This window comes from Rhizobium sp. NLR16a, assembly GCF_017948245.1.
In the GTDB taxonomy this organism is placed as follows: Bacteria; Pseudomonadota; Alphaproteobacteria; order Rhizobiales; family Rhizobiaceae; genus Rhizobium.
Window position 1 is genome coordinate 154,690 of record NZ_CP072868.1, and the last position, 24,437, is coordinate 179,126.

The following is a 24,437-nucleotide window of genomic DNA, read 5'->3' on the forward strand; positions in this document are numbered from 1 at the left end:
AGAGGACCTTCAGAAGCGAATGAGGAAGCCGATCACCCAGACCAGCACGGTCAGACAGAGCGACCCGATGATGTTGGCGATGGCGAGTTTGGTCGAGACTTCCTTCTCGAAGCCGTAGCCGAGATCCCACATGAGATGGCGCAAACCGCCGAGCATGTGGTGCAGCAGCGCCCAGGTATAACCGAGCAGCACCAGCTTGCCGAGAAGGCTTCCGAGCACCCAATTGGCCCAGTCATACGACGCTTGGCCGCTTGCCGCCGCGATCAGCCACCAGGCGACCAGCAGCGTGCCGACATAGAGCGCACCGCCGGTGATGCGGTGGACGATGGACATGACCATGGTGGGAATAAGTTTGTAGACTTGCAAATGCGGCGACAGGGGCCGGTTATTTGTCACGTTCGCCATCAGAACCTCGCGGCGGCTTCTCTGCGCTCCCGGATTTCGGAGCATGCTCAGTCAACCACACGAATGACAAAATTCTCTGTGTGCGTTGCATCAATTGCGACGTTTACTCACCGGAAAGCCCGACGACAAGCACAATCGCTGTGCGCTATTAATTTAATCGATTCGGGTTGCCGCGAAGTTTGCGGGCGGGAGAAGCTCCAGAAAGGTGCGAAGCGGCCTTCCACCCGGAATTCCGTAAGAACAAAAGGTTAAGGGCGGTTCTGCGCCTCGGCGAAGAGGCTGAACCGCCCCAACGAAACTCGGCTTAATATTTATGCCGTTCCTTCCAGGCGCATGGACAAGCAGCGGCTTTTGGCGCAATCTGGCATTAACGATTTGTTAACGATCGGGAATTCCGGAGGCCGACATCCATGTTTCGCAGTCTGTCTGCAGTCGCCCTGCTTGGGCTCTCCGCGCTTGTCGCCTTGCCTGCCGCCGCCGGCGAGCGCCGTTTCGATCATCGCTTTGCCGATCATCGCTTCCTTGGCCACCGCCACGTCTTGCACAATGGCTTGCTTCTCGGCCAACGCCTCGGCTGGCGCGATCGCGGCATCCGTTTCGACAGCGCCTATATTCGCCGACCCGGCAGGGAGCGTATGCCGTTCCTGAAGCAGTTTTCGTCCCCGGCGACAAATCGCGTTGCCCGCAGCAGCCTGGTTATCTTCGCGCCCCAGCCGCCGGGTGGCGGCAGCGGCGACACCTATGCCGGCTCCTATGCCTATCAGATCGATGGCGGGACTTATGTCGGCGGCAATGGCTATGGCTATGGGTATTATCCGGGCGCACGGCTCGCGCCCCAGGCGCCGAATGCGAAGGTCATCGACGTCGGCGTCCAGGACGATCCCTGCAGCTACGAGGCCAATGTCTGCGTGATCCGGCCTTAAGATCTTGAGCCGAAGCGCCAGACCGTCGTCTTCTTGATTTCGCTGTCCTCCAGCGCCCGCGTCACCGGCACCTGATAGGCCGCACAGAATTCCAGCTGTTCCCGTGGCAGATAGCTTCTCCCGGGATCGCCGACCAGAACCAATATGCCTTCCCCCGTCAGCCTCGTCAGCCAGGGAACGAGCGCATCGGCGAAGACACGGTCGTAGAAGACGTCGCCGGCAAGCACGACATCGGCGGCGATATCCTGTCCGATCAGATCGGCGCCGGTAAATCCGAGAAAAACGCCGTTGGCCCTGGCGTTCAGCCGGATCGCCGTCTCCGCCCAGGGATCGATATCGGCGGCCGTCACCTCACGCGCACCGGCCATCATCGCCGCAATCCCGACGAGGCCGGAGCCGCTGGCAAAATCCAGCACGCGCTTGCCGCGCACCATTTCCGGATAATCGAGAATGTAGCGCGCCAGTCCCTGCCCGCCCGCCCAGGCGAAAGCCCAGAAAGGCGGCGGCAGACCGATCGCTTCCAGCTCTTCCTCCGTCTTCAGCCAGAGCTCATGCGCCTCGCTGGCCAGATGGAGCGAAATTTCCGGCACATGCGGCGGCGCCATCAGACTGGTATTGGCGCGGATGAAGGCTTCCGGATCGGTTTTCAACGCGGGGGATTGTCGAGCCCGCCCATGCGGCAGACTTCGGCCCACTCATCGTCGGTGACCGGCTGCACGGAAAGGCGCATGGAGGTGACGAGCGACATCTTGGTGAGCTTCTCGTTCGCCTTGATATCCTTCAACGTCACCGGCTTCGGCATGTCCATGACGGCGCGGATATCGACGCAATCCCACTTCGGATCGCCTTTTGCGGTGGGGTCGGGATGCGACAGCGCTGCGACTTCGACGATGCCGACGATCTCCAGCCCGTCATTGGAATGGTAGAAGAACCCTTTGTCGCCGATCTGCATCGCCCGCATGTTGTTGCGCGCCAGATAGTTGCGCACGCCGGTCCATTCCGTGCCCTTTTCGCCGGCGGCCTTTTGCTGCTCCCAGGACCAGGAGGCAGGTTCGGATTTATAGAGCCAATGCGCCATGCTCACGCCTCCGGCTTGTTGAAGACCCAGTTGAAGGGCTTGATATCGACGCTTTCGAACAAACCGGCCATGGCGTAAGGGTCGGCGTCGGCCAGCGCCTTTGCCTCTTGCGCCGTCTCCGCCTTGACAAGCACCAGGCTGCCGCAGGCTTTGCCCTCGTCGTCAAGGAAAGGCCCGGCCATGGAAAGCTTGCCTTCGGCATTGAGCTTGTCGAGATAGGCAAGATGCGTCGGCCGCGTCTCCAAACGAACGTTCAGATGTCCCGGCTTGTCCTTGCAGAGCAGGGCGAAAAGCATGTCTATTCTCCTATTCGGTGGTGATTGGACGCGTCATCAACTGCTCGATGGCGTCCGATATATCGAGCCTGCCGTCGATGATGGCGGAAACGGCGTCGGTGATCGGCATGCTGATCGAAAGCTCCGCGGCAAGCCGCGAGGCGACCGAGGCGGCAAGCGCGCCTTCCACCAGCGCGCCCTGCAGCGGATCGGCCTTTTCCCCGCGCCCGAGCGCAATGCCGAAGCGCAGGTTGCGCGATTGATGGCTCGTTCCCGTCAGCACCAGATCGCCGAGACCGGATAGCCCGCGCACCGTATCCGCCTTCCCGCCTTTGGCGACGACGAAGCGTGACATTTCCGCGAGCCCGCGGGCAATCAGCGCCGCACGGGCGGATTCGCCGATGCCGCGGCCTTCGACGATGCCGCAGGCGATCGCCAGCACATTCTTGAGCGCACCGCCGAGCTGCACGCCGATGCGGTCGCTGGAGGCATAGAGCCGGAAGGTCCGACCTGATATCGCCTGGGCGAGCCGCTCGGCAGTCTCCATATCCGCCGCCGCGATTGCCATCGCCGTCGGCAGGCCCTTGGCGATATCGGCAGCAAAGCCCGGACCCGAGAGCACCGCGATCGGATGGTCCGGCAGTTCCCGCTCCAGCATGTCGGTCAACAGCTTGCCGGTCGCCCGCTCGATGCCCTTGGCACAGGTGACGACAATGGCGTCTTTCGACAGATATGGGCCATAATGCCGCGCCGCATCCGCCTGCGCCTGCGAGGGCATCGCAAAAAGCACGATGGAGGCGCCGGCGATCGCCTCCGCCTCGGCGGCAAATTCGAGCGATTCCGGCAGAACAATGCCGGGCAGCACGGCATCATGCAGACGTTCGCTCTTCAGATCGGCCATCAGCGATGGATTGCGCCCGACGAGCGTCACTGTGCTGCGACCGGCAAGGGCGATGACGGCGGCAAGCGCCGTGCCGAAAGCGCCCGATCCGACGACGGCGATCCTTTCGCTCATGCCTTGGCTCCTCTCTTTCCAAAGCCGATCAGCCTTTCCGCATTGGCATCGAGCGGCCAGCGCGAGCGCGGCTGGACGTCGAGTGCATCCGGGACCGCACCCGTCGCCATCCGCTCCAGCCCTGCCCAGGCAATCATCACGGCATTGTCGGTGCAGAGGCTCAGCGGCGGCGCGATGAAGCGGAAGCCGTTCTTGTCGCAAAGACCCTGCAGCGTCGCCCGCAGTTCGAGATTGGCGGCGACACCGCCGGCAACGACGAGCGCCGGTTTTTCCTGGTTGACCGGAAACTCGGCCTTGAAACGCTGCAGGCCGCGGCCGATGCGGTCCTTCAGCGTGCGTGAAATCGCCCGCTGGAACGAAGCGCAGATATCCGCCACGTCCTGATCGCTGAGCGGCGCGATCTCCTGCGCCGCCTGCCGCACCGCCGTCTTCAGACCGGAGAAGGAGAAATCCAGCCGCGCGTCGCCGACCAGTGGCCGCGGAAAATCGAAGCGATCGGCGTTGCCGTCCCGCGCCATGCGTTCCACTGCCGGGCCGCCGGGATAGGGCAGGCCGAGCAGTTTTGCCGTCTTGTCGAAGGCTTCGCCGAGCGCGTCGTCGATCGTCGTGCCCCAGCGCTCATAATCTCCGACGCCGCGCACCAGGATGAGCTGGGTATGGCCGCCGGAGACGAGCAGCATCAGATAGGGAAAGGAAAGCCCGTCGGTCAGCCGCGCCGTCAGCGCATGGCCTTCGAGATGGTTGACCGCATAGAGCGGCTTGCCGGCCGCCCTTGCAATCGCCTTGCCGGTCATCAATCCCACAAGCAGCCCGCCGATCAGCCCCGGGCCTGACGTGGCGGCGATGGCGTCGACATCAGCCAGCGACACATTGGCGCGCTTCAGCGCCTCCTCGATCAACTCGTCCAGCGCCTCGACATGGGCGCGCGCGGCGATCTCCGGCACGACGCCGCCATAGGCGCTGTGCTCGTCGAGCTGGGAAAGCACGACGTCGGAGAGTATCCTGGAATGGCCCTCCGCATCGCGCTCGACGATCGCCGCGGCGGTCTCGTCGCAGCTCGTCTCGATGCCAAGGATGCGCAGAAAGGGAACCATAAGGCCTGTTCGTTCATTGCGATGGGGCCGAAACCCGTTTACGAGAACTCCGGTAACAACGGAACAGAGCGGATGCAAACAAAACCTTTCCGGATCGGCACGCGGGGCAGCCCGCTGGCGCTTGCCCAGGCGCATGAGGCCCGCGACAGGCTGATGGCGGCGCATCACCTGCCTGAAGAGATGTTCGAGATCGTCGTGCTGTCGACCAAGGGCGATCGCATCACCGACCGGCCGCTGGCTGAAATCGGCGGCAAAGGCCTCTTCACCGAGGAGCTCGAACAGAAGCTCGTCTCAGGCGAGCTGGATTTCGCCGTGCACTCCGCCAAGGACATGCCGACGCACCTGCCGGACGGCCTGCATCTGTCCGCCTTTCTGCCGCGCGAGGATATCCGCGACGCCGTCATCGGCCGCACCGCACCCAAACTGATCGACCTGCCGCATGGCGCCACCGTCGGCTCCTCGTCACTGCGCCGCCAGGCGCTGATCCGCCGCATGCGACCCGACATCAACGTCATAGTCTTCCGCGGTTCGGTCGAAACCCGGCTGCGCAAGCTCGAAGAAGGTCAGGTGGACGCGACGCTGCTGGCGCTTGCCGGCCTCAAGCGCCTCGGCAAGGTCGAAGCGCTGACCGATATCCTCGACCCCGACGCCTTCCCGCCGGCGCCCGCCCAAGGGGCAATCTGCATCGAGAGCCGGATCGGCGATACGAGGATCGACGAGCTGCTGGCATCGGTCAACGATGCCGCGACCTTCGACACCGTCTCCTGCGAGCGCGCCTTCCTCGCTGCTCTCGACGGCTCCTGCCGCACGCCGATCGCCGGCTATGCCGTCTGCGAGGGCGACCTGATCCGCTTCTCCGGCCTGATCCTCACGCCAGACGGCCGCAGCCAGCATGCGGTGACGACGGACGGCCACCGCCGCGATGCGGCCGCACTCGGCACCCGCGCCGGCCAGGATGTGCGCGCAAGAGCCGGCAGCACCTTCTTCGACGACTGGCACTGAAGCAGCCATGCGTGTGCTTGTCACCCGCCCCGCGCATTCAGCGACAAGAACAGCACAACGTCTGCGCGATATGGGCCACGAGCCTCTGCTGCTGCCGCTGCGCCGGCCACAGCACGACAGTGCCGCAGCCGCGGCCGCGCTCGAAGCCACCAGCGGCGCGATCGCGGTGACCAGCGCCGAAGCCGTCAGGGTCGCATCCGCGCTCGGCGAGAAACTTCGTCCGCATCTTGTCCGCCCGCTTTTTGCGGTCGGCGAGATGACGGCGCAAGAGGCGCGCGGACTCGGCTTCCGTTCGGTCGCCGCGTCCGCAGGCAACGGCCGCGATCTCGCCGATCTCATCGCCACGCAGGGAGCGGAGGAGTTGCTCTACCTCGCCGGACTGCCGCGCGCCGAAACCTTCGAAACAAGATTGCGCCAACTCGGCATCCGCTTTTCGGTCGCCGAATGCTATCGCATGACGCCGGTTGCTCCGAGCCCGGCCGAGATCGAAGCTGTCTTTTCCGGCGGCCGCCCTAACGCCGTTCTCTTCTATTCCCGGCAGACGGTGGAAGATTTTTTTCGCCTGGCGGAGCTGCGATCAGCCCTGTCGGGACACCGCGAAATCCGCCTTCTCTGCCTGAGCGAAACGGTGGCGCAGGCCATTCCGATGTCCCTGAAAAAAACTGTGGCGATTTCATCCATGCCGGATGAGCAAAGTCTTTTGTCGCTGCTTTGAAGGCTTTTGAGCCTTTCCTGGTCAGATTGAAGCATTCTGCCGGAGCAGGTTTTCGTCAGGGCAGAGGCGATTGGCGACGGGCATACCCCAAGGTACGTCCGAGCCGATCGCCTCTGATCCTGGCGGAAACATGCCCGGCCCACCGGCCGCACCGCTTCGCCGTGGCGAAGCGACAAGTGCGTCCGGCGCTTCCAAAGTCTTGCAGATTTGCCACGCAAATCTGCGGGAGGGTTGGCTGAAACGGGCCGGCTGATCGACCGGCCGGCTTGGCCGTGGAGCTTGGCTACGACGCGCGCCGGCCGGTCGACCCTCCGACTCCGTTTGAGCCAACAGAATGCTTCAATCTGACCAGGAAAGGCCCAAACCGCCCAAATTTGATCTAACCTCTTCCCTTAATTGGCATCACTGTCTAGTTTCGTTGCAATGCAGGATAAAGAGGACCTCATGGTATCGGGAAACCCGCCACGCCATTCGAAGAGCGCCGATGAGCCGGTCACGATCGACCTCGATGCACAGGACTTCGCCTCCGAAGCCGATACCACAAAGCCGGTGAACAACGATGCCGGCGACGCCGACAGCCCCCCTGCGGATCTTGGCCCGGCGCCGGAAACCGAAGCGGCGTCGCAGCCTCAACCTGAAAGCAAGCCCGAATCGGAGCCGGAGGAGGAGACGCCGGCAGTCGCCGAACCTTCCTTCACGCCCCCTGCCGAACAGCCCGCGCCGCGGGGCGCCGGCACCTCCGGTCTTATCGCCGCCGGCATTTTCGGCGGCCTCGTGGCGCTGCTTGGCGCAGGCGTCATTCAATATGCCGGTTACCTCCCGGGTTCCTCCGCGCCTGAGACCACCTCGCCCGAGGTGGCCGATCTCTCCGGCGAGATCGACGGCTTGAAACAGACCGTCGCCAACCTTGCCGCCAATCCCGCAAACACGGGCGACGGCGCGCTTGAGACGCGGATCGCCGCGCTGGAAACGGCTGCGAAGAACTCCGCGGCGGGGCCATCGGCGGATCCGGCAAATGTCGAGGCTCTCAACCAGAAGGTTGCGGAGCTCAGCAGTCAGGTCGATCAGCTGCGCTCGATGCTTGCCCAGTCCTCCGACCAGCAGACGAGCAGCGATGCCGATATCGCCAAGCGCCTGGCCGAGGCCGAAAAGAAGCTCAACGAGCCGCGCGAGGATGTTGCCGTCGCGCGGGCGATCGCGGCAGCCGCCCTGAAGGCAGCGATCGATCGCGGCGGGCCGTTCCTGGCCGAGCTGGATACCTTCGCTGGCGTCGCACCCGACGATCCTGCCGTTACGGATCTGCGCGCTTTTGCCGAGACCGGCGTTCCCTCACGCGCCGAGCTGATGCGTCAGGTTCCCGACGTTGCCAACGCCATCATCGAATCGATCAATCAGCCGGATCCAAACCAGAGCTGGTCGGATCGGCTGATGGCGAGCGCAAAATCACTGGTGACGGTCCGACCCGTCGGCAATATCGAAGGCGAAAGCGTTGAGGCGATCGCCGCCCGCCTGGAGGACAAGGTGAAGAACGGCGATCTGCCCGGCGCTTCCGCCGAATGGAACAATCTGCCGGCTGCCGGCAAGCAGGCCTCCGCTGCCTTCAAGCAGTCTCTGGAGGCGCGCATCCGTGTCGAGGAGCTGGTTGGCGGGGCGCTGTCGAAGGCGGTCGCCGGCGCCGGCAAGGAAGGGTGAGACCATGACCAGGCTTGTCATCTTCGCCCTGCTCGTCCTGCTTCTCGCCTATGGCTTTTCCTGGTTCGCCGATCGTCCCGGCGACATCTCGCTGATCTGGGAAGGCCAGATCTACCAGACGAAACTGATCGTCGCCGTCAGCGCGATCATCGCCCTCATCGCCGCCGTGATGATCGCGTGGTGGTTCGTCCGGTTGATTTGGACTTCGCCGCATTCGGTGACCCGCTATTTCCGCGCCCGCAAGCGCGACCGCGGCTATCAGGCGCTGTCGACCGGCCTAATCGCTGCCGGCGCCGGCAATGCATTGCTCGCCCGCAAGATGGCGGCTCGTTCGCGTGGCCTCATCCGCGCCGATCAGGAGCCGCTGATCAATCTGCTCGAGGCCCAGGCCGCACTGATCGAAGGCCGCCATGATGAGGCGCGCGCCAAGTTCGAAGCCATGGCCAACGACCCGGAAACGCGGGAGCTTGGCCTGCGCGGCCTCTATCTCGAAGCCCGCCGCCTCGGAGCCAACGAGGCCGCCCGCCAATACGCCGAAAAGGCCGCCGACAATGCACCTTATCTGCCTTGGGCCGCCCAGGCGACCCTCGAATATCGCAGCCAGGCTGGCCGCTGGGACGATGCGATCCGACTGCTCGAACAGCAGAAGGCCGCCCGCGTCGTCGAAAAACCCGAGGCCAACCGCCTGCACGCCGTGCTCCTGACGGCACGCGCCGCCGAGAAGCTGGAAGGCAACCCGGCCGGCGCCCGCGACGACGCCCTGCAGGCGCTGAAGTTCGCCGCCGATTTCGTTCCGGCCGCTCTCATTGCCGCAAAGGCACTGTTCCGCGAAGGCGGTCTGCGCAAGGCCGCTTCGATCCTCGAACAGGTGTGGAAATCGGCGCCTCATCCCGAGATCGGCCAGACCTATGTCAGAGCCCGCAGCGGCGATTCCACGCTCGACCGGCTGAAGCGCGCCGAACGCCTGGAAGCGATGCGCCCGAACAATGTCGAATCTCTTCTCGTCGTCGCCCAGGCGGCGCTCGACGCGCAGGAATTCGCCAAGGCGCGCGCCAAGGCGGAAGCGGCGGCGCGTATTGAACCGCGAGAAGCCGCCTTTCTGCTGCTCGCCGACATAGAGGAAGCCGAGACCGGCGACCAGGGCCGCGTGCGCCACTGGCTGGCCCAGGCACTGAAAGCCCCGCGCGATCCCGCCTGGGTGGCGGATGGTTTCGTCTCCGACAAATGGCTGCCGGTGTCGCCGGTCACGGGTCGTCTCGACGCCTTCGAATGGAAGGCGCCCTTCGGTCAGATCGAGGGGCCGCTCGAAGAAGGGTCGGCGCCCGCCTCGATCGAAACGGCTCTGAAGACCCTGCCGCCGCTGCGTGACGTCAGGCCAGAGAGCCCGGTCAACGATCATCGCATCATCGAACTGGAACGCGCCGCGACGATCGCCGAGGCCGTGCGCCCGGCGCCGGCACAGTCACCGGCACCGGCAAAGCCGAAACCGGCCGAATCCACCGCCAGCGACAAAGCGCCAGCACCGAACGAAACAAAGCCCTTTTTCGGCGGATTGCCGGATGATCCCGGCGTTCGCGATCCCAGGACGGAACCGGAACCCAAGACACGGCTTCGCCTTTTCTGACACGGAACGAAACCCGCATGTTCGAACGCTTTCAGGCATTCTTCCAGAAGCTCACCGCCGATCGTCCAAAGAAAGGTTTTGCCCCCGATGACCCGCGCATCGCAGTGGCAGCACTCTGCATGCAGGTGATGGAAGCCGACGGTCAGATCAAGGCTAGTGAAAAGAAGCGGCTGCGCAAGCTCTTGAAGGAGCAGTATTCGCTCGACAGCAAGCAGCTCGATGCTTTGATGGCCGCCGGCCTCGAAGCCGAAAGCTCCGCCGTCGACTATTATCGCTTCACCGCCGACCTGAAACGCCATCTCGATACCGAGCAACGGCTGGAGCTGATCGGCATTCTCTGGGACATCGTTTACGCCGATGGCGAGCGCAGCGAGATGGAAGACCATGTCATCTGGCGTATCGCCGATCTGCTCGGCGTCTCCTCACGCGAACGCATTCAGAAGCGGCAGGAGGCGGCCGCCAGGGTCACGGATATCCAGGTTGCGCAAGATGATGCCGACTGAGCAAAATCCGGGCCGCGACCGGCGCCCGATCCTTATCGTCCTGCATCAGGAGCGGTCTAGTGCCGGCCGTGTCGGGCAATTGCTGGTCGAAAAAGGCTACTGCCTCGATGTCCGTCGCCCGGTCCTCGGTGATCCGCTTCCGACGACGCTCGCAGACCATGCCGGCGCCGTCGTCTTCGGCGGACCGATGAGCGCAAACGATCCGGATGACTTCGTCAAGAAGGAGATCGACTGGATCGAGGTTCCGCTACGGGAAAAACGCCCTTTTCTCGGTATCTGCCTCGGGGCCCAGATGCTGGTGCGTCATCTCGGCGGCAAGGTACAGCCGAATGCCGACGGCTCGACGGAGATCGGCTGGTACCCGCTGCACCCGACCGAGAAAGGCCGCCTGCTGATGCACTGGCCGAAGATGGTCTATCATTTTCACCGCGAAGGTTTCGAGCTGCCACACGGCGCCGATCTGCTCGCCGAAGGCGATGCCTACCCGAACCAGGCCTTCCATTACGACGGCAACGCCTGGGGCCTGCAGTTCCATGCCGAACTCACCCGAGTGATGATGCATCGCTGGGTCGTGCACGGCGCGCATCGCTTCATTCTGCCGAACGCCCAGCAGGGCCGCGAACACCTCGAAGGCCGCATGCTGTTCGACGCGCCGCTGAGAGCCTGGCTGACAGAATTCCTCGATCTCGTCTTCGAGGGAAAGTCGGCGAAGGCGACACCGTCTATCGCTCTGCGAGCATAATCCCGTTTAGTGGTCAGGCGGGCGCGTCGAGCGTGTCGATCCTGCGCAGCTTCGGGAAACTTGAAGCCCAGATCGCCGCGACCGCCAGTGTTCCGAGCCCGCCGATGACGACTGCCGGCACCGCGCCGAAGACCGATGCCATCGTGCCCGCCCTGAACTCTCCAAGTTCGTTGGAAGCGCCGACGAAGACCATGTTGACCGCATTGACCCGCCCGCGCAGCTGATCCGGCGTCCAGAGCGCGATCAAGCTCTCGCGCACATAGACCGACACCATGTCGGCCGCGCCCATCAGCGCCAGCGCTGCGATCGAAATTTCTGTATTGGACGAGGCGCCGAAGATGATGGTGCCGACACCGAACAGAGCGACGCCGATGAACATATAGAGGCCGGCGCGGTGTTTCAGCGGATAGGCGGCGAGGAAGATCGCCATGACGATGGCGCCGAGCCCCGGTGCTGCCCGTAGCAGTCCAAGGCCCCAAGGGCCAAGCGTCAGAATATCGCGGGCGAAAATCGGCATCAGCGCCGTGGCGCCGCCGAGCAGAACGGCGAAGAGATCGAGCGAGATCGCGCCGAGCACGACTTTTTCGGCGCGGATGAAACTGAAGCCGCCGAGGATCATCGCCCAGCTCTTCGCCTCACCCGTCGTCTTCTGTTCCGGCTTCGGGATCATGAAGAGGAGAGCCGCCCCGAGGACGGAAAAGATGACCGCCACCGTATAGGCGGTCGTCGCACTGACCCCATAGAGCAGGCCGCCGATTACAGGCCCGGTGATCGCCGCAAGCTGCCAGGACGATGAATTCCAGGCGATCGCATTGGAAAGGGCGCGCTCGGGCACGAGGTTGGGTGCGAGAGACTGCACCGCCGGCGACATGAAGGCGCGCTCGATCCCGAAAATCAGAAGCACCGCAAAGACCGGCCAGGGCGCGAAGGTTCCCGTCGCCGTCATGACGAGCAGCGCCAGCGTGCAGAGCGCGCTCACCAGAGAGCAAAGAGCGGCGATGGCCCGGCGATTGTGCCGATCGGCGATCGAACCGGTCACGAGAATGAGCAGCAGCGACGGCAGGAACTGTACGAGCCCGATCAGGCCGAGATAGATCGCCTTGCCGGTCTGGTCGTACATCTGCCAGCCGACGGCAACGCTGACGATCTGTTGCGAGAAGGAAAGCAGAAAGCGCGCGAAGAAGAAACGCGTGTAGGACGAATGCCGAAACGCGGCGAAACGGTCTCCGGTAGGCGAAAACGACATGGGGCCCTGTCCGAGGAAGCGGGCGCGCCGGAATGGCTGCGAGGCCGCCCGTTAAACATGATCTGCCATGCGTTTCGACACGGCACTTGCCCGTTTAGTCGCCAATGTCTACATGTCTGTCAACAACCAATTGGAGACGACGATGTTTGCCTTGTTTCAAACCATTGATTTGGTTTTGAATATTTACACCTGGATCCTGATTGCCAGTGCCGTTTTCTCCTGGCTCTATGCGTTTAACGTCATCAATTCCAGCAACCAGTTCGTCAATTCGGTCGGCATGTTCCTCTACAATGTCACCGAACCCGCGCTGAAGCCGATCCGCCGTCTGCTTCCGAATCTCGGCGGCATCGATATTTCTCCGATCATCCTGCTGGTGATCATCTTCTTCCTGCGTACCTTCCTTTGGACTACGCTATACCCGCTGGTCGCTTGAGCCCTCCCTGGAGATTTTCCGGCGATCAGCTGCGCCTGGCCGTTCGGTTGACGCCGAATGGCGGGCGTGACGCGATCGATGGCGTCGAAGCGGATGGCGACGGCGAGACCCTGTTGAAGGCGCGCGTCACATCAGTGCCCGAGAAGGGCAAGGCCAACAAGGCGCTGATCCTTCTGATCGCCCGGTCGCTGCGCATTCCGAAATCCAGCATCAGCCTCGTCTCCGGCGAGACGGCGCGTAAAAAAATCCTCCGGATTGAGGGCGACCCGGAGGATTTGGTAAAAAAGCTCGAAGCGTTATTGGGCTGAGGGTTCAGCCCTTCGCCTTCTTGGCCCGCTCGACGGCCTCGATGATGAGCTGGCCGGCTTCCTTGGAATCGCCCCAGCCGAAGATCTTCACCCACTTGCCGGGCTCCAGGTCCTTGTAGTGCTCGAAGAAATGCTCGATCTGCTTCAGCGTGATCTCCGGAAGATCGGTAAAGTCCTTCACCTTCTCGTAGCGCAGCGTCAGCTTCGGCGACGGCACGGCAATGATCTTCTCGTCCTTGCCGGAATTGTCTTCCATCTTCAGGACGCCGATCGGACGCACGTTGATGACGCAGCCCGGAACCAGCGGTCGGGTGCTGGCGATCAGCACGTCGATCGGGTCGCCATCTTCAGACAGCGTGTGTGGTACGAAACCGTAATTGCCCGGATAGGTCATCGGCGTGTAGAGGAAACGATCAACGACCAGCGTGCCGGCATCCTTGTCCATTTCATACTTGATCGGATGACCGCCAACAGGAACCTCGACGATAACGTTGACGTCTTCAGGTGGATTATTACCGATTGAAATGGCGTCGATGCGCATAGGATACTCCCGCGGGGTTGAATTGCTCGAAGCCAGATAATCAGTTTCATCTCGCAACGCAACACGGCAGATCACCGATGCGTGATGACACAGGCGTGATGCCGCAAAAACTTTAGAGGAGAGGTGTGCGACGCTCGAGCAGGCCGATCAGTTCCAGATGAAACCGATCTTCTTCAACTGCTTGTGATCGAAATTTTCCATGCCTTCGCAGAAATCGGTCCCGCCATGATGGCGGTAGAAGCGGCTGGCGGCCTCGTTTTCTTCAAGGCACCAGACGACCAGCCCGTTGCAGCCGAGCGACTTCAACAGCCGGCGCGCCTCGCCGAACAGCATGTGGCCGAGACCGATTCCCTGATATTCGGGGCGAAGATAAAGCTCGTAGATTTCACCTTCCTGCGGCAGGGCGCGGGCACGGTTGAGACCGAGCGTCGCATAACCGGCGACTGTCCCTGCCACATCGAGAACCAGCAACGTCGCGGGTCCGCGTGTTGCCTTGCGCCACCAATTTTCGCCGCGTCGCTCGATCATCTGCGTCAGCGCGCGATGCGGAATGATGCCCGCATAGGTGTGTTGCCAGGCGAGCCTGTGCGTTTCCGAAATGGCTCGGGCATCGTGCGGTTCGGCCCGCCGGACATCGATCGACAACGTCTTCATAACGTTTACTCTGGTCCTGCCGCAGGCAATTAACCATATGCGGCGAGCGCATCGTGATCGATTGCCCACAGACTTGATATGTGGACGACGGATAAAATTTAACGCTTTTTTAACGATTGTCACAAGTCGGAATCAGCGCAGCGCACAATAAAAAACCCCGGCTCGAAGGCCGGGGTTTGAAAGGGGGAACGACTGGGCTCTTAGAGAGCCGCCTTGGTCTTTTCGAACCGTTTGCGGTCGTTGGCGTCGAGATACATCTTCCGCAGGCGAATGGACTTCGGCGTGACCTCGACGAGTTCGTCTTCCTGGATCCATGAGAGCGCGCGCTCCAGCGTCATGCGGATCGGCGGGGTCAGCTTGACGGCTTCGTCCTTGCCGGCGGCGCGGATGTTGGTCAGCTTCTTGCCCTTCAGCACGTTGACTTCGAGGTCGTTGTCACGCGTGTGAATGCCGATGATCATGCCCATATAGACCTTTTCGCCGGCGTCGATGATCATCGGGCCGCGGTCTTCCAGGTTGAACAGGGCGTAAGCAACGGCTTCACCGGCTTCGTTGGCGAGCAGCACGCCGTTGACGCGGCCGCCGATCTCACCCTTGTAGGGCTGGTAGCTGTGGAACAGGCGGTTCATGATCGCCGTACCACGCGTATCCGTCAGCAGTTCCGACTGATAGCCGATCAGGCCGCGGGTCGGCGCGTAAAACACCAGACGGACGCGGTTGCCGCCCGACGGGCGAAGCTCGACCATCTCTGCCTTGCGCTCGGACATCTTCTGCACGACGACGCCGGAATGTTCTTCATCGACGTCGATCAGAACTTCCTCGATCGGCTCCAGGAGCTGGCCGCTCTCGTCCTTGTGCATGACGACGCGCGGACGCGAAACGGCAAGCTCGAAGCCTTCGCGGCGCATGTTTTCGATCAGAACGGCGAGCTGGAGTTCGCCACGGCCGGAGACGAAGAACGAATCTTTATCGGCGCTTTCCTCGATCTTGAGGGCGACGTTGCCTTCGGCTTCCTTGAACAGGCGGTCGCGGATGACACGGCTCGTCACCTTGTCGCCTTCGGTGCCGGCAAGCGGCGAGTCATTGACGATGAAGGACATGGTGACGGTCGGCGGGTCGATCGGCTGCGCCTTCAGGGCTTCCGTCACCGACGGATCGCAGAAGGTGTCGGCGACCGTACCCTTGGAAAGGCCGGCAATGGCGACGATGTCGCCCGCATGCGCTTCCTCGATCGGCTGGCGCTCGATGCCGCGGAAGGCGAGGATCTTGGAAATACGGCCCTGTTCGATCAGCTTGCCGTCCTGGCCGAGAACCTTGACGGCCTGGTTCGGCTTGATCGAACCGGACGCGATGCGGCCGGTGATGATGCGGCCGAGGAAGTTGTTGGCTTCGAGGATCGTGCCGATCATCCGGAACGGACCTTCCTCAACCTTCGGCTCGGGCACGTGCTTGACGACGAGGTCGAGCAGCGGTGCGAGGCCTTCGTCGCTCGGGCCTGCCGGATCGTAGTTCATCCAGCCGGCGCGGCCGGAACCGTAAAGGATCGGGAAGTCGAGCTGCTCGTCGGTCGCATCGAGGGCGGCGAAAAGGTCGAAGACTTCGTTGACGACTTCGTCGGCGCGGGCGTCGGGACGGTCGATCTTGTTGATGGCAACGATCGGACGCAGGCCGACCTTCAGGGCCTTGCCGACAACGAACTTGGTCTGCGGCATCGGGCCCTCGGCAGCGTCCACGAGAACGATCGCGCCGTCCACCATCGAGAGAATGCGCTCGACTTCACCACCGAAGTCGGCGTGGCCGGGCGTGTCGACGATGTTGATGCGCGTGTCCTTCCATTCGATGGAGGTCGCCTTGGCGAGAATGGTGATGCCGCGCTCTTTTTCGATGTCGTTGGAATCCATCACGCGTTCCATGACGCGCTGGTTCTCGCGGAAGGAGCCGGACTGTTTCAGAAGCTCGTCAACGAGAGTGGTCTTGCCATGGTCAACGTGCGCGATGATCGCGATGTTGCGAAGTGCCATATGTCATAATCTCTGAGGCTGGGGCGCTACGCCAAGTGGACGCGCCATTTACGTTTGGCGCGCTCTTACCGGTTTTTTCGCGATTGCGAAAGGGGGTCGCGCGCGAAAGCTGCGGCATGGCTGCCGCCATGCCGCTCGCTTCTCTGTCATCAAACTGTCTTAAGCGTCGCTGCCTGTCAATTCCTCGAAGGTGGCGAGTCCCTTTTTGACCAGCATAGCATCCGGCCTCGGCAGCTTGCCGCGGAAGCCCTTATAGGCATCCTCGGGATCAACCGAACCGCCGGTGGAATAGATATTTTCCTTGAGCTTGCGCGCCATCTCGCCGTTGAAAGCGTCGCCCGTCTCCTCGAAGGCGGCGAAGGCATCGGCGTCGAGAACTTCCGACCACATGTAGGAATAATAGCCGGCCGAATAACCGCCGGAGAAGATGTGCTGAAAGTGCGGTGTGGCATGGCGCATGACGATCGACTTCGGCATGCCGATCTCGGCCAGCACCTCCGCCTGCACCGCCATCGGATCGTCGACGGCCTGTCGCGTGTGAAACGCCATATCGACGAGCGCCGACGAGGTGAATTCGACGGTGTTGAAACCGGCATTGAAGGTGCGGGCCGCCAGCACCTTGTCGAGGAGCGCCTGCGGCATCGGCTCGCCTGTCTCGAAATGCACGGCATATTCCTTGAGGATGGCGGGAACCGTCAGCCAATGCTCGTAGAGCTGCGAGGGCAACTCCACGAAATCCCGCGAGACGCCGGTGCCGGAAACCGAGGGATAGGTGACGTTTGAAAGCATGCCGTGCAGCGCATGGCCGAATTCATGAAACAGCGTGCGGGCGTCGTCGAGCGACAGCAGCGCCGGCTTGCCCTCGGCGGGTTTGGCGAAATTGCAGACATTGTAGATGATCGGCAACTCGCCGCGGCGGCCGTTCTTCAGTTGCAGCTTGTGCTGCGATTGCAGTGAGCTCATCCAGGCGCCTGAGCGTTTCGAACTACGAGCGAAATAGTCGCCGAGGAAGAGGGCGACCAGCCTGTCGTCCCGATCCCTGATTTCGAACACCCTGACGTCGGGGTGATAGGCCGCGACACCCTTCTTCTCGACCGCGCGAATGCCGAACAGCCGGCCGGCCACATCGAAGCAGGCGTCGATGATCTTTTCGAGCTGCAGATAGGGCTTGAGCTCGGCCTCGGAAAAATCGAACTTCCGGGCTCGGATCTTTTCGGCGTAGTGGCGCCAGTCCCAGGGCATCACCTCGTGGTTCCGGCCCTCCTCGGCGATCAGCGCCGCGATGTCGATCTCTTCCTCGCCGGCACGTTTGACCGCCCGCGCCCAGACGGCTTTCAAAAGGCCGTTCACCGCATCTGCCGTCTTCGCCATCGTGTTGTCGAGTTTCAGCTCGGCGAAATTGCCGTAGCCGAGCAGCTTCGCCACCTGATGGCGCAGCGCCAGCGTTTCCTTGATGACGGCGCGGTTGTCGGTTTCCCCGCCGTTCGCGCCGCGCGCCACCCACGCATTAAAAGCCTGTTCGCGCAGATCTCGGCGCTCCGAAAAGGTCAGGAACGGCTCGATGATCGAGCGCGACAGCGTCACAGCATATTTGCCCTCCTCGCCGCGATCGCGCGCCGCCGCCGCCATCGCGTCGCGCAGGAATTCCGGCAGCCCGGCAAGCTCGGCGCCGTCGGAAAGCATGAGCGCCCAGGCCTTTTCGTCGGCCAGCACGTTCTGGCCGAATCGGGTGCCGAGGCCGGCAAGCCTTTCGTTGATCGCGGCAAGTTTCTCCTGCTCGGCCTTTTCGAGCTTGGCGCCCGACTTGACGAAGCCCTTCCAATGGCGTTCGAGCACGCGTGTCTGTTCGAGCGTCAGGCCGAGGCTTTCGCGCTTCTCCCAGAGCGTGTCGATGCGGGCAAAAAGCGGGGCATTCATGCCGATCTTCGAATAGTGGCGCGACAGCTTCGGCGAGATCTCCCGCTCCAGCGCCTGGATGACCTCGTTGGTATGGGCGCCGGCCTTGTTCCAGAACAACGCCGAGACGCGCGACAGCGCATCGCCGGCAATCTCCAGCGCCACCACCGTATTGTCGAATGTCGGCGCATCACTGTTTCCGGCAATCTCGTCGATCTCCTGCTCGTGCGCGGCGAGTGCGGCGTCGAAAGCGGCGGAAAAATCGCCGTCATCGATGGCATCGAACCGTGGCAGGCCGTGGAGAGCGTCCCAGTTGATGAGCGCCGGATTGAAATCGTGGGGAGAAGCCATCGGAGAATTCCTTTTGGTATGCGGGATGGTCAATATAGGAGAGCCGTCACGGAATTGGTATGTCGTCGCGATGGGCTTTTGTCTCATTCGGCGATCTGACGCACGTCAGCCGGTGGGCAAGATTTCACAGTTGAAAATTAACCGTTTGTTAACGATTGACGCGAATCACCCACAAGCGCTAGTTTCCCGGTGATCTTTCCTGCCAGGGGACATGCGCCATGGAAATTTTTTCCCTGCGGTCTTCTCAGAGTTTGCTATTTAAAAACAACCCTAATAACGCAAGAAATTCGAAGACAGCCGATATTCAAATCGAGACCAAGGCTCCGGCTCCGGTCTCGTTCCACATCGAAGATAATCTCGACCAAGGGCCGGATTTCACCGCGGTCAGCCCCGGCGAGCTGCGCAACTACGCCCGCCAAAGCTTCGATAGCGGCCTGATCGACCAGAACACTTACGCCGCGATTTCGGAACCGCTGCCGATGCATGCGATCGATCCGCTAGGCAATATCATCGATCTCTCCGGCGTCACCGACGGCACGAGTTTCAATTTCCTCGATTATTACAAGAACCAGCTGCAGGTCGCCATGTCGATCGGCGATCCTCATGAGGTTCAGACGCTGAAATCGATCGTCAGTTTCTTGAATGCATGATCGCAGTTAGGCCTTGCGCCAACCGATGAGACCGGGCGTGGCGTGCCATAGCGCCTGGGCGGCAAAGCCCATGAACAGGACGCCGGACGAGCGCACGATCAGCCGCTCATGGGCGCGATAGAAGCGCCGCACCGCACCCGCGCCAATGACGCCGATCAGGATGATGTCGGCGGTCACGAAACCCAGGAAGGACACAGCGAGAAGCACCGGCAGCGCCTCGAAATCGAGTGCACCGGCCGAGCCCGCGACCAGCGCCGTGAAGGTGGCAAGCGCCACCGGGTACCCCTTCGGGTTGGTGACCCCGAAAATCAGGCCACGCCGGAACGGCCGCTCGATCACGACAAGCGCCTGCCCATCCGCTTTTGGCTTGGCATTGACGGCGCCCCAGCCGATCCAGGCGAGGTAGAAACCGCAGGCGAGCCCGAGCAGATCGAAGACGAAGGTTCCGATCGTCTTGGCGCCGACGATCGCAATCAGCGCCAGCGACGACCAGATGAGATCCCCGACCAGATGCCCCATCATGAACAAGGCGCCGGCCTTGCGCCCCTGCCCGGCGCCGATGCCGAGCAGTTGCAGAAAGGCGGGGCCTGGTATGAGCACATAGAACAGCGCCGCCAGAAAGGCGCCGAAGAGCAGGGACTGCGTCATGGACATGCTCCGAAGAATGACCGGAGCAGACTAAGCGATGGCAGGCATCCGTCAAGGGCGATGACACGGCCATGAAAAGGTCAGAGCGGTTCTGCGCTCCGTGAGAAGCTGAACCGCTCCAATCGCAATCTGCATGTCGTCATCACCGTCCGGTTGGCATCGGCCGGGCTCGAGCCCGGTGCCGCGTCCGGGGCGCTTCCGCAACGGGTCGCCGTCGGCCGGGCGACGGATGCGACGTCGCCCGGTCACCCATCAGGTGCCCAGGACCTCAATTCCGTGCCTCTGGCACGCCGCCAATACCGCGCCGATTTCCTCCGCCGAAGGGGGGCCATCCGGCGGAACTTCGCTCTGGCCGATGTCGCGGAAGAAGTGGCTCATCGAATCTTCCACGACTGCGATCATCTGGGCGGGAAGGCTTCCGGTGTTGGCATAATTGTGCGGCTGGAAGGACCGCAGGGTGAGAACGTCGCCGGTCCGCGCGACCATCTGCGAGGGAGGTACGCTGTCGAACACCGTGAAAGTGATCTCACCGCTCAGGACCCGGAATATCTCCACGGATTCGTGCTTGTGCGGCGGCGTACCGGAACCGGGAGGCACGGTCACCTCCAGGATCGACAAGCCCTTCTCCGGCACTTCGCCCATGAACTGCACCTTGTCGCGAATGACCCAAAGGACGTCCGCGGTCTCTCGTGTCTTGAATGCTTGATCCATTATCGGCTCCATCGTCGGGCCGGCTCTTGCCGGCATGTGTGTGATCAGTTCTCGTCAGTCTCGGCAGCCTTCAACAGCGCCTGCATCGCCCAGGACGCGACCCGTCCCGCGTCCTTCCCCGTCAATCCGCCGTAGTCTTTAAGCGTTTCCCAGGCGCTGGCGCTGTAGAGAAGGTGGAAGAGCGCCTCGACCTTGCGGGCGCTCTTGGAATTTATATCCAGATTGGCGTCTTCGAGGCACGTCCGGAACGCAACGCGCCGTGTCTTGACCGTCCGCATCCGCATGGCGTGACCCGTGGGCGTATGAAGGCTGGCGCGAATGATACCTTCGTTCTTGTCGAACTGCGGAAAGGCGTCGAGGGGCGAGCGAAGAAGCTCCTCCAGGGTCGTTGGCAGGGTCGCCGCATTCATGTTCTGGTTAATGTAGACCCAGAACGCGTCGAACAGCGCTTCCTTCGTTGCAAAATGCCGAAACACCGTTCGCCTCTCCACTCCGGCAGACCGCGCAACATCGTCCATGGAAATGTCCGCGAACGCATTGCCGTTGAGAAGGTCTGAGGTGGCGCGCAGGATGCGCTCCCGTGTTTCCTGGGCCTGCGATTCCCGTAAGGGGGAACTGTACTTTCGTGTGGGCGACTGTTGGGACATTATGTCTCTCATGATGTATTAATGTCGCTGCTAGTGACACCATTTTACGATCATGTCAACTGGAGTTGTTGACCGTTGGCGGAGAGGGTATCGGCAAGACCTGGACGCAGGCGATGGCGCGCGAACAGCGACGATTGATGAGCGTCGTTGGGGCAATCCGGTCATCTTGGATGCCCCGAGAGGTATTGGCGCGCTTGCCACTCATTCAATAAAAAGCCCGCGCGGCGATGCCGGCGGGCCGATGTCCGTCCGAAGACGAATTCCGCGATTACTTCGCGAGGTTGCGCTTTCCGAGCGTGCGCAGGCGCAGTGCGTTGAGCTTGATGAAGCCGGCCGCGTCCTTCTGATCGTAGGCGCCCTGGTCGTCCTCGAAAGTGACGAGCTTGTCGGAGTAGAGGGACTTTTCGCTCTCGCGGCCGATGACCATGACGTTGCCCTTGTAGAGCTTCAGCGTCACTTCGCCTTCGACATGCTCCTGGCTCTTGTCGATCAGCGCTTGCAGCATCTCGCGCTCCGGCGAGAACCAGAAACCGTAATAGATCAGCTCGGCGTAACGCGGCATGATCTCATCCTTGAGATGGGCGGCACCCCGGTCGAGCGTAATCGATTCAATAGCGCGATGCGCAGAGAGCAGGATCGTGCCGCCGGGCGTTTCGTAAACGCCGCGCGACTTCATGCCGACGAAGCGGTTCTCGACGAGATCGAGACGGCCGATGCCGTTGTCGCGGCCGTAGGTGTTGAGCGTGGCGAGCAGCGTCGCCGGCGACATCTCGACACCGTTGATCGACACGGCATCGCCCTTGCGGAAGCCGACCTTGATTGTCGTCGCCTTGTCGGGCGCTGCTTCCGGGGAGATCGTGCGCATATGCACATATTCCGGTGCCTCCTGAGCAGGGTCCTCGAGAACCTTGCCCTCGGAAGATGAATGCAGAAGGTTGGCGTCGACAGAGAAGGGAGCTTCACCCTTCTTGTCCTTGGCGACCGGGATCTGGTGCTGTTCAGCAAAGGCCAGCAGCTCCGTGCGGCTCTTGAACGCCCAATCGCGCCAGGGCGCGATGATCTTGATGTCGGGGTTCAGGGCATAGGCGGAGAGCTCGAAGCGAACCTGATCGTTGCCCTTGCCGGTCGCGCCGTGGGCGATCGCATCGGCGCCGGTCTTGTGGGCGATATCGATCAGATGCTTTGAGATCAGCGGACGGGCGATCGAGGTGCCGAGCAGATAGACGCCCTCGTAAACGGCGTTGGCACGGAACATCGGGAAGACGAAATCGCGGACGAATTCCTCGCGGACGTCCTCGATGTAGATCTCCTTGATGCCGAGCATCTCGGCCTTCTTGCGCGCCGGCTCCAGCTCCTCGCCCTGGCCGAGATCGGCGGTGAAGGTGACGACTTCGGCGCCGAGTTCCGTCTGCAGCCACTTCAGGATGATCGAGGTGTCGAGGCCGCCGGAATAGGCGAGCACGACTTTCTTCACGTCTTTGTATGATGCCATGATGATGAGGTCCGTTGCATAAGGCCGGCGAAAACCCGGTGTCGCGGCACTTTTAGCGAGATTGGCGCGTGACGCAAGGGCAAGTGCGATCGCTGAGGCGCCGATAGCGTTTGACACTGCGAAAGCGGCGCCCATATTCGGCTGCGTGCGAACAACGCTCGAGGAGGGGCTGTCCCCGTGACGAATATTCAAGACATTTTCAAGAAGTCCAATGTTGCCGTCATCACCGGCGGCGCTTCCGGCATCGGGCTTGCGGCGGCGAAGTACTTTGCCGGGCGCGGCATGAGCGTCGTCATCGCCGATCTCGGCGGCGACCGGCTGGCTAACGCCGCCGACGAACTCAAGGCCATTGCCGGCGAAGAGGATGTGATGGCGGTCGAGACCGACGTCGCCAGCCGCGACTCCCTGGAGGCGCTTGAACGCGCCGTGCTCCAGCGTTTTGGCCGCGTCCACGTGTTGATGAACAATGCCGGTATCGGTCCGGAAACCTCGATCTTCAGCCCGCAGGCCAATTGGGACCATATCCTCGCCGTCAACCTGATGGGCGTCGTCAACGGCACACGCGTCTTCGGGCCGAAGATGCTGTCCCATGGCGAGCCCGGCCTGATCATCAATACCGGCTCCAAGCAGGGCATCACCACGCCACCGGGCAATCCCGCCTACAATATCTCCAAGGCTGGCGTTAAAGTCTTTACCGAAGCGCTCGAACACGAGCTTCGCAACACCGCGGGGTCAAAAATCTCGGCGCACCTGCTGATCCCCGGCTTCGTCTTCACTGGCCTCACCAAGGGTGACCGCGCGGAAAAGCCGGCTGGCGCCTGGACACCGGAACAGACCGTCGACTTCATGGTCGAGAGCCTGGAACGCGGCGATTTCTATATCCTCTGCCCGGACAACGACGTCACCCGCCCGGTCGATGAACGCCGCATGGCCTGGGCGGCCGGCGACATCATCGAGAACCGCCCGCCGCTGTCGCGCTGGCACAAGGACTATGCCGACAAATTCAAGGCCTTCCTGGAGCAGAAGTGATCGTCGCCATCAGGAGGTTTGATTGGTAATTTTCTGAAAGCCGGATTAGAGATCGTCAGGTTTTTTCCGGCTTGCAGAGAGTGCCATGGATTTCGTGCCCAGCCTGCCAACACTTCTGGCCTTTGCCGCCGCGACGCTCCTCCTTGCCGCGACGCCCGGCCCCGACATGACGCTGTCGATCAGCCGCGCGCTGGCCCAAGGAAAGAAGTCTGCCCTCTTCGTCATCGTCGGCACCAGCCTCGGCATCGTCGTCCACACCATGCTGGTCGCCTTCGGCATCTCGGCGCTGATCACTGCCTCACCAACGGCTTTCCTGATCCTGAAGACCGGCGGCGCGGCCTATCTGTTCTGGCTCGCAGTACAGGCGATCCGCTTCGGATCGAAACTTACGGTCGCCAAGGTCGAGACGCAGAAGGGGACCGCGTTTGCCAACATCTCATCCGGCTTCTGGGTCAATCTTCTAAACCCCAAGGTCATCATTTTCTTCATGACCTTCCTGCCGCAATTCGTCAGCGCCGGCGATCCCGCCGTTACGCAGAAACTGCTGTTTCTCGGATTTTGCTTCATCCTGATCGGCATGCCGGTCAATGCCAGCGTGATCCTCGCCGCCGATTGGCTGGCGTCCTGGCTGCAGAACAACAAGAAGGTTCTGCGCGGCATGGACTATACCTTCGCCGGCGTCTTCTCGGTCTTCGCCGCCAAAATCCTGCTCACCCAAGCGCGATAGGCCGCTATCGGCTTC

General features: G+C 62.2%; 27 protein-coding genes. 12 read left to right on the forward strand and 15 right to left on the reverse strand.

Annotation, left to right across the window (positions count from 1 at the left end):
* Positions 1-9 precede the first annotated feature (9 nt).
* Positions 10-405: a succinate dehydrogenase, cytochrome b556 subunit gene (gene sdhC, locus J7U39_RS25470; RefSeq protein WP_168296584.1), complete on the reverse strand. Its 396-nt coding sequence runs from the start codon at positions 403-405 to the stop codon at positions 10-12.
* 410 nt (positions 406-815) lie between these two features.
* On the opposite strand from sdhC, the gene J7U39_RS25475 reads away from it, so the two are divergent.
* Positions 816-1,328 carry a hypothetical protein gene (locus J7U39_RS25475; protein WP_210632962.1) on the forward strand — a complete coding sequence of 171 codons (513 nt, stop codon included), beginning with the start codon at positions 816-818 and terminating at the stop codon, positions 1,326-1,328.
* Here J7U39_RS25475 and J7U39_RS25480 read toward each other — a convergent pair.
* From J7U39_RS25480 to tsaD, 5 genes are read right to left on the reverse strand one after another with little or no spacing between them, the layout of a single operon-like run.
* Positions 1,325-1,978 carry a methyltransferase gene (locus tag J7U39_RS25480; protein ID WP_210632963.1) on the reverse strand — a complete coding sequence of 218 codons (654 nt, stop codon included), beginning with the start codon at positions 1,976-1,978 and terminating at the stop codon, positions 1,325-1,327. The genes J7U39_RS25475 and J7U39_RS25480 overlap by 4 nt on opposite strands.
* On the reverse strand, positions 1,975-2,406 hold the full coding sequence (locus J7U39_RS25485; RefSeq protein WP_210632964.1) for an EVE domain-containing protein: 432 nt from the start codon (positions 2,404-2,406) through the stop codon (positions 1,975-1,977). The genes J7U39_RS25480 and J7U39_RS25485 overlap by 4 nt, the downstream gene beginning before the upstream one ends.
* A gap of 2 nt (positions 2,407-2,408) precedes the next feature.
* On the reverse strand, positions 2,409-2,702 hold the full coding sequence (locus J7U39_RS25490) for a YciI-like protein (RefSeq protein WP_210632965.1): 294 nt from the start codon (positions 2,700-2,702) through the stop codon (positions 2,409-2,411).
* A gap of 10 nt (positions 2,703-2,712) precedes the next feature.
* A complete protein-coding gene (locus J7U39_RS25495; protein WP_210632966.1) occupies positions 2,713-3,696 on the reverse strand; it encodes an NAD(P)H-dependent glycerol-3-phosphate dehydrogenase in 984 nt (327 codons plus the stop codon).
* Positions 3,693-4,790: a tRNA (adenosine(37)-N6)-threonylcarbamoyltransferase complex transferase subunit TsaD gene (gene tsaD / locus J7U39_RS25500; RefSeq protein WP_210632967.1), complete on the reverse strand. Its 1,098-nt coding sequence runs from the start codon at positions 4,788-4,790 to the stop codon at positions 3,693-3,695. The genes J7U39_RS25495 and tsaD overlap by 4 nt, the downstream gene beginning before the upstream one ends.
* Positions 4,791-4,862: 72 nt before the next feature.
* Here tsaD and hemC point away from each other — a divergent pair, with 72 nt between their 5' ends.
* The 6 genes from hemC to J7U39_RS25530 all read left to right on the forward strand — a co-directional run bounded on the left by hemC (position 4,863) and on the right by J7U39_RS25530 (position 11,068).
* Entirely contained in the window at positions 4,863-5,792 is a 930-nt protein-coding gene (hemC, locus tag J7U39_RS25505) for a hydroxymethylbilane synthase (protein WP_210632968.1), read from the forward strand.
* A gap of 7 nt (positions 5,793-5,799) precedes the next feature.
* On the forward strand, positions 5,800-6,507 hold the full coding sequence (locus J7U39_RS25510; RefSeq protein WP_210632969.1) for a uroporphyrinogen-III synthase: 708 nt from the start codon (positions 5,800-5,802) through the stop codon (positions 6,505-6,507).
* Positions 6,508-6,930: 423 nt separating this feature from the next.
* Positions 6,931-8,199 carry a COG4223 family protein gene (locus tag J7U39_RS25515; RefSeq protein WP_210632970.1) on the forward strand — a complete coding sequence of 423 codons (1,269 nt, stop codon included), beginning with the start codon at positions 6,931-6,933 and terminating at the stop codon, positions 8,197-8,199.
* 4 nt (positions 8,200-8,203) lie between these two features.
* Positions 8,204-9,823, forward strand: a complete 1,620-nt coding sequence (locus tag J7U39_RS25520) for a heme biosynthesis protein HemY (RefSeq protein ID WP_210632971.1) — start codon at positions 8,204-8,206, stop codon at positions 9,821-9,823.
* A 17-nt stretch (positions 9,824-9,840) separates the two neighbouring features.
* Positions 9,841-10,326 carry a TerB family tellurite resistance protein gene (locus J7U39_RS25525; protein ID WP_085860640.1) on the forward strand — a complete coding sequence of 162 codons (486 nt, stop codon included), beginning with the start codon at positions 9,841-9,843 and terminating at the stop codon, positions 10,324-10,326.
* On the forward strand, positions 10,316-11,068 hold the full coding sequence (locus J7U39_RS25530) for a glutamine amidotransferase (protein ID WP_210633045.1): 753 nt from the start codon (positions 10,316-10,318) through the stop codon (positions 11,066-11,068). Before J7U39_RS25525 ends, J7U39_RS25530 begins: the two co-directional genes overlap by 11 nt.
* A 13-nt stretch (positions 11,069-11,081) precedes the next feature.
* On the opposite strand, the gene J7U39_RS25535 is transcribed toward J7U39_RS25530, so the two are convergent.
* Complete coding sequence (locus tag J7U39_RS25535) at positions 11,082-12,314, reverse strand: MFS transporter (protein ID WP_210632972.1); 1,233 nt, start codon at positions 12,312-12,314, stop codon at positions 11,082-11,084.
* Between the two features lie 142 nt (positions 12,315-12,456).
* Here J7U39_RS25535 and J7U39_RS25540 point away from each other — a divergent pair, with 142 nt between their 5' ends.
* Together J7U39_RS25540 and J7U39_RS25545 are read left to right on the forward strand one after the other, a co-directional pair.
* Entirely contained in the window at positions 12,457-12,747 is a 291-nt protein-coding gene (locus J7U39_RS25540; RefSeq protein WP_011427104.1) for a YggT family protein, read from the forward strand.
* Entirely contained in the window at positions 12,744-13,055 is a 312-nt protein-coding gene (locus J7U39_RS25545; RefSeq protein WP_210632973.1) for a DUF167 domain-containing protein, read from the forward strand. The genes J7U39_RS25540 and J7U39_RS25545 overlap by 4 nt, the downstream gene beginning before the upstream one ends.
* 4 nt (positions 13,056-13,059) lie before the next feature.
* Here the strand turns inward: J7U39_RS25545 and ppa are convergent, their stop codons facing one another.
* From ppa to J7U39_RS25565, 4 genes are all read right to left on the reverse strand, one after another.
* Positions 13,060-13,596, reverse strand: coding sequence for an inorganic diphosphatase (ppa, locus tag J7U39_RS25550; protein ID WP_210632974.1), 537 nt, complete (start codon positions 13,594-13,596; stop codon positions 13,060-13,062).
* A gap of 147 nt (positions 13,597-13,743) precedes the next feature.
* Positions 13,744-14,250, reverse strand: coding sequence for a GNAT family N-acetyltransferase (locus J7U39_RS25555; protein WP_011427107.1), 507 nt, complete (start codon positions 14,248-14,250; stop codon positions 13,744-13,746).
* A gap of 200 nt (positions 14,251-14,450) precedes the next feature.
* Positions 14,451-16,271: a translational GTPase TypA gene (gene typA, locus J7U39_RS25560; protein ID WP_085779724.1), complete on the reverse strand. Its 1,821-nt coding sequence runs from the start codon at positions 16,269-16,271 to the stop codon at positions 14,451-14,453.
* A gap of 159 nt (positions 16,272-16,430) precedes the next feature.
* Positions 16,431-18,518, reverse strand: coding sequence for a M3 family metallopeptidase (locus tag J7U39_RS25565; protein WP_210632975.1), 2,088 nt, complete (start codon positions 18,516-18,518; stop codon positions 16,431-16,433).
* Between the two features lie 218 nt (positions 18,519-18,736).
* On the opposite strand from J7U39_RS25565, the gene J7U39_RS25570 reads away from it, so the two are divergent.
* Complete coding sequence (locus tag J7U39_RS25570) at positions 18,737-19,168, forward strand: hypothetical protein (RefSeq protein WP_210632976.1); 432 nt, start codon at positions 18,737-18,739, stop codon at positions 19,166-19,168.
* A 6-nt stretch (positions 19,169-19,174) separates the two neighbouring features.
* On the opposite strand, the gene J7U39_RS25575 is transcribed toward J7U39_RS25570, so the two are convergent.
* From J7U39_RS25575 to J7U39_RS25590, 4 genes are all read right to left on the reverse strand, one after another.
* Complete coding sequence (locus J7U39_RS25575; RefSeq protein WP_210632977.1) at positions 19,175-19,816, reverse strand: LysE family translocator; 642 nt, start codon at positions 19,814-19,816, stop codon at positions 19,175-19,177.
* Between the two features lie 252 nt (positions 19,817-20,068).
* Positions 20,069-20,527 carry a cupin domain-containing protein gene (locus J7U39_RS25580; protein ID WP_210632978.1) on the reverse strand — a complete coding sequence of 153 codons (459 nt, stop codon included), beginning with the start codon at positions 20,525-20,527 and terminating at the stop codon, positions 20,069-20,071.
* A gap of 44 nt (positions 20,528-20,571) precedes the next feature.
* Positions 20,572-21,186: a TetR/AcrR family transcriptional regulator gene (locus J7U39_RS25585; RefSeq protein ID WP_311043520.1), complete on the reverse strand. Its 615-nt coding sequence runs from the start codon at positions 21,184-21,186 to the stop codon at positions 20,572-20,574.
* Between the two features lie 256 nt (positions 21,187-21,442).
* Complete coding sequence (locus J7U39_RS25590; protein WP_210632980.1) at positions 21,443-22,666, reverse strand: argininosuccinate synthase; 1,224 nt, start codon at positions 22,664-22,666, stop codon at positions 21,443-21,445.
* Positions 22,667-22,843: 177 nt separating this feature from the next.
* Here J7U39_RS25590 and J7U39_RS25595 point away from each other — a divergent pair, with 177 nt between their 5' ends.
* Positions 22,844-23,695 carry an SDR family NAD(P)-dependent oxidoreductase gene (locus J7U39_RS25595; RefSeq protein ID WP_210632981.1) on the forward strand — a complete coding sequence of 284 codons (852 nt, stop codon included), beginning with the start codon at positions 22,844-22,846 and terminating at the stop codon, positions 23,693-23,695.
* A gap of 85 nt (positions 23,696-23,780) precedes the next feature.
* A complete protein-coding gene (locus J7U39_RS25600) occupies positions 23,781-24,422 on the forward strand; it encodes a LysE family translocator (protein WP_210632982.1) in 642 nt (213 codons plus the stop codon).
* Positions 24,423-24,437 lie beyond the last annotated feature (15 nt).

Bases quoted from the DNA above. Each gene is read 5' to 3' on its own strand.
- sdhC (WP_168296584.1), bottom strand. From the start codon at position 405: ATGGCGAACGTGACAAATAACCGGCCCCTGTCGCCGCATTTGCAAGTC.
- J7U39_RS25475 (WP_210632962.1), top strand. From the start codon at position 816: ATGTTTCGCAGTCTGTCTGCAGTCGCCCTGCTTGGGCTCTCCGCGCTT.
- J7U39_RS25485 (WP_210632964.1), bottom strand. From the start codon at position 2,406: ATGGCGCATTGGCTCTATAAATCCGAACCTGCCTCCTGGTCCTGGGAG.
- J7U39_RS25490 (WP_210632965.1), bottom strand. From the start codon at position 2,702: ATGCTTTTCGCCCTGCTCTGCAAGGACAAGCCGGGACATCTGAACGTT.
- J7U39_RS25495 (WP_210632966.1), bottom strand. From the start codon at position 3,696: ATGAGCGAAAGGATCGCCGTCGTCGGATCGGGCGCTTTCGGCACGGCG.
- tsaD (WP_210632967.1), bottom strand. From the start codon at position 4,790: ATGGTTCCCTTTCTGCGCATCCTTGGCATCGAGACGAGCTGCGACGAG.
- hemC (WP_210632968.1), top strand. From the start codon at position 4,863: ATGCAAACAAAACCTTTCCGGATCGGCACGCGGGGCAGCCCGCTGGCG.
- J7U39_RS25510 (WP_210632969.1), top strand. From the start codon at position 5,800: ATGCGTGTGCTTGTCACCCGCCCCGCGCATTCAGCGACAAGAACAGCA.
- J7U39_RS25515 (WP_210632970.1), top strand. From the start codon at position 6,931: ATGCAGGATAAAGAGGACCTCATGGTATCGGGAAACCCGCCACGCCAT.
- J7U39_RS25520 (WP_210632971.1), top strand. From the start codon at position 8,204: ATGACCAGGCTTGTCATCTTCGCCCTGCTCGTCCTGCTTCTCGCCTAT.
- J7U39_RS25525 (WP_085860640.1), top strand. From the start codon at position 9,841: ATGTTCGAACGCTTTCAGGCATTCTTCCAGAAGCTCACCGCCGATCGT.
- J7U39_RS25530 (WP_210633045.1), top strand. From the start codon at position 10,316: ATGCCGACTGAGCAAAATCCGGGCCGCGACCGGCGCCCGATCCTTATC.
- J7U39_RS25535 (WP_210632972.1), bottom strand. From the start codon at position 12,314: ATGTCGTTTTCGCCTACCGGAGACCGTTTCGCCGCGTTTCGGCATTCG.
- J7U39_RS25540 (WP_011427104.1), top strand. From the start codon at position 12,457: ATGTTTGCCTTGTTTCAAACCATTGATTTGGTTTTGAATATTTACACC.
- ppa (WP_210632974.1), bottom strand. From the start codon at position 13,596: ATGCGCATCGACGCCATTTCAATCGGTAATAATCCACCTGAAGACGTC.
- J7U39_RS25555 (WP_011427107.1), bottom strand. From the start codon at position 14,250: ATGAAGACGTTGTCGATCGATGTCCGGCGGGCCGAACCGCACGATGCC.
- typA (WP_085779724.1), bottom strand. From the start codon at position 16,271: ATGGCACTTCGCAACATCGCGATCATCGCGCACGTTGACCATGGCAAG.
- J7U39_RS25565 (WP_210632975.1), bottom strand. From the start codon at position 18,518: ATGGCTTCTCCCCACGATTTCAATCCGGCGCTCATCAACTGGGACGCT.
- J7U39_RS25570 (WP_210632976.1), top strand. From the start codon at position 18,737: ATGGAAATTTTTTCCCTGCGGTCTTCTCAGAGTTTGCTATTTAAAAAC.
- J7U39_RS25575 (WP_210632977.1), bottom strand. From the start codon at position 19,816: ATGACGCAGTCCCTGCTCTTCGGCGCCTTTCTGGCGGCGCTGTTCTAT.
- J7U39_RS25580 (WP_210632978.1), bottom strand. From the start codon at position 20,527: ATGGATCAAGCATTCAAGACACGAGAGACCGCGGACGTCCTTTGGGTC.
- J7U39_RS25585 (WP_311043520.1), bottom strand. From the start codon at position 21,186: ATGAGAGACATAATGTCCCAACAGTCGCCCACACGAAAGTACAGTTCC.
- J7U39_RS25590 (WP_210632980.1), bottom strand. From the start codon at position 22,666: ATGGCATCATACAAAGACGTGAAGAAAGTCGTGCTCGCCTATTCCGGC.
- J7U39_RS25600 (WP_210632982.1), top strand. From the start codon at position 23,781: ATGGATTTCGTGCCCAGCCTGCCAACACTTCTGGCCTTTGCCGCCGCG.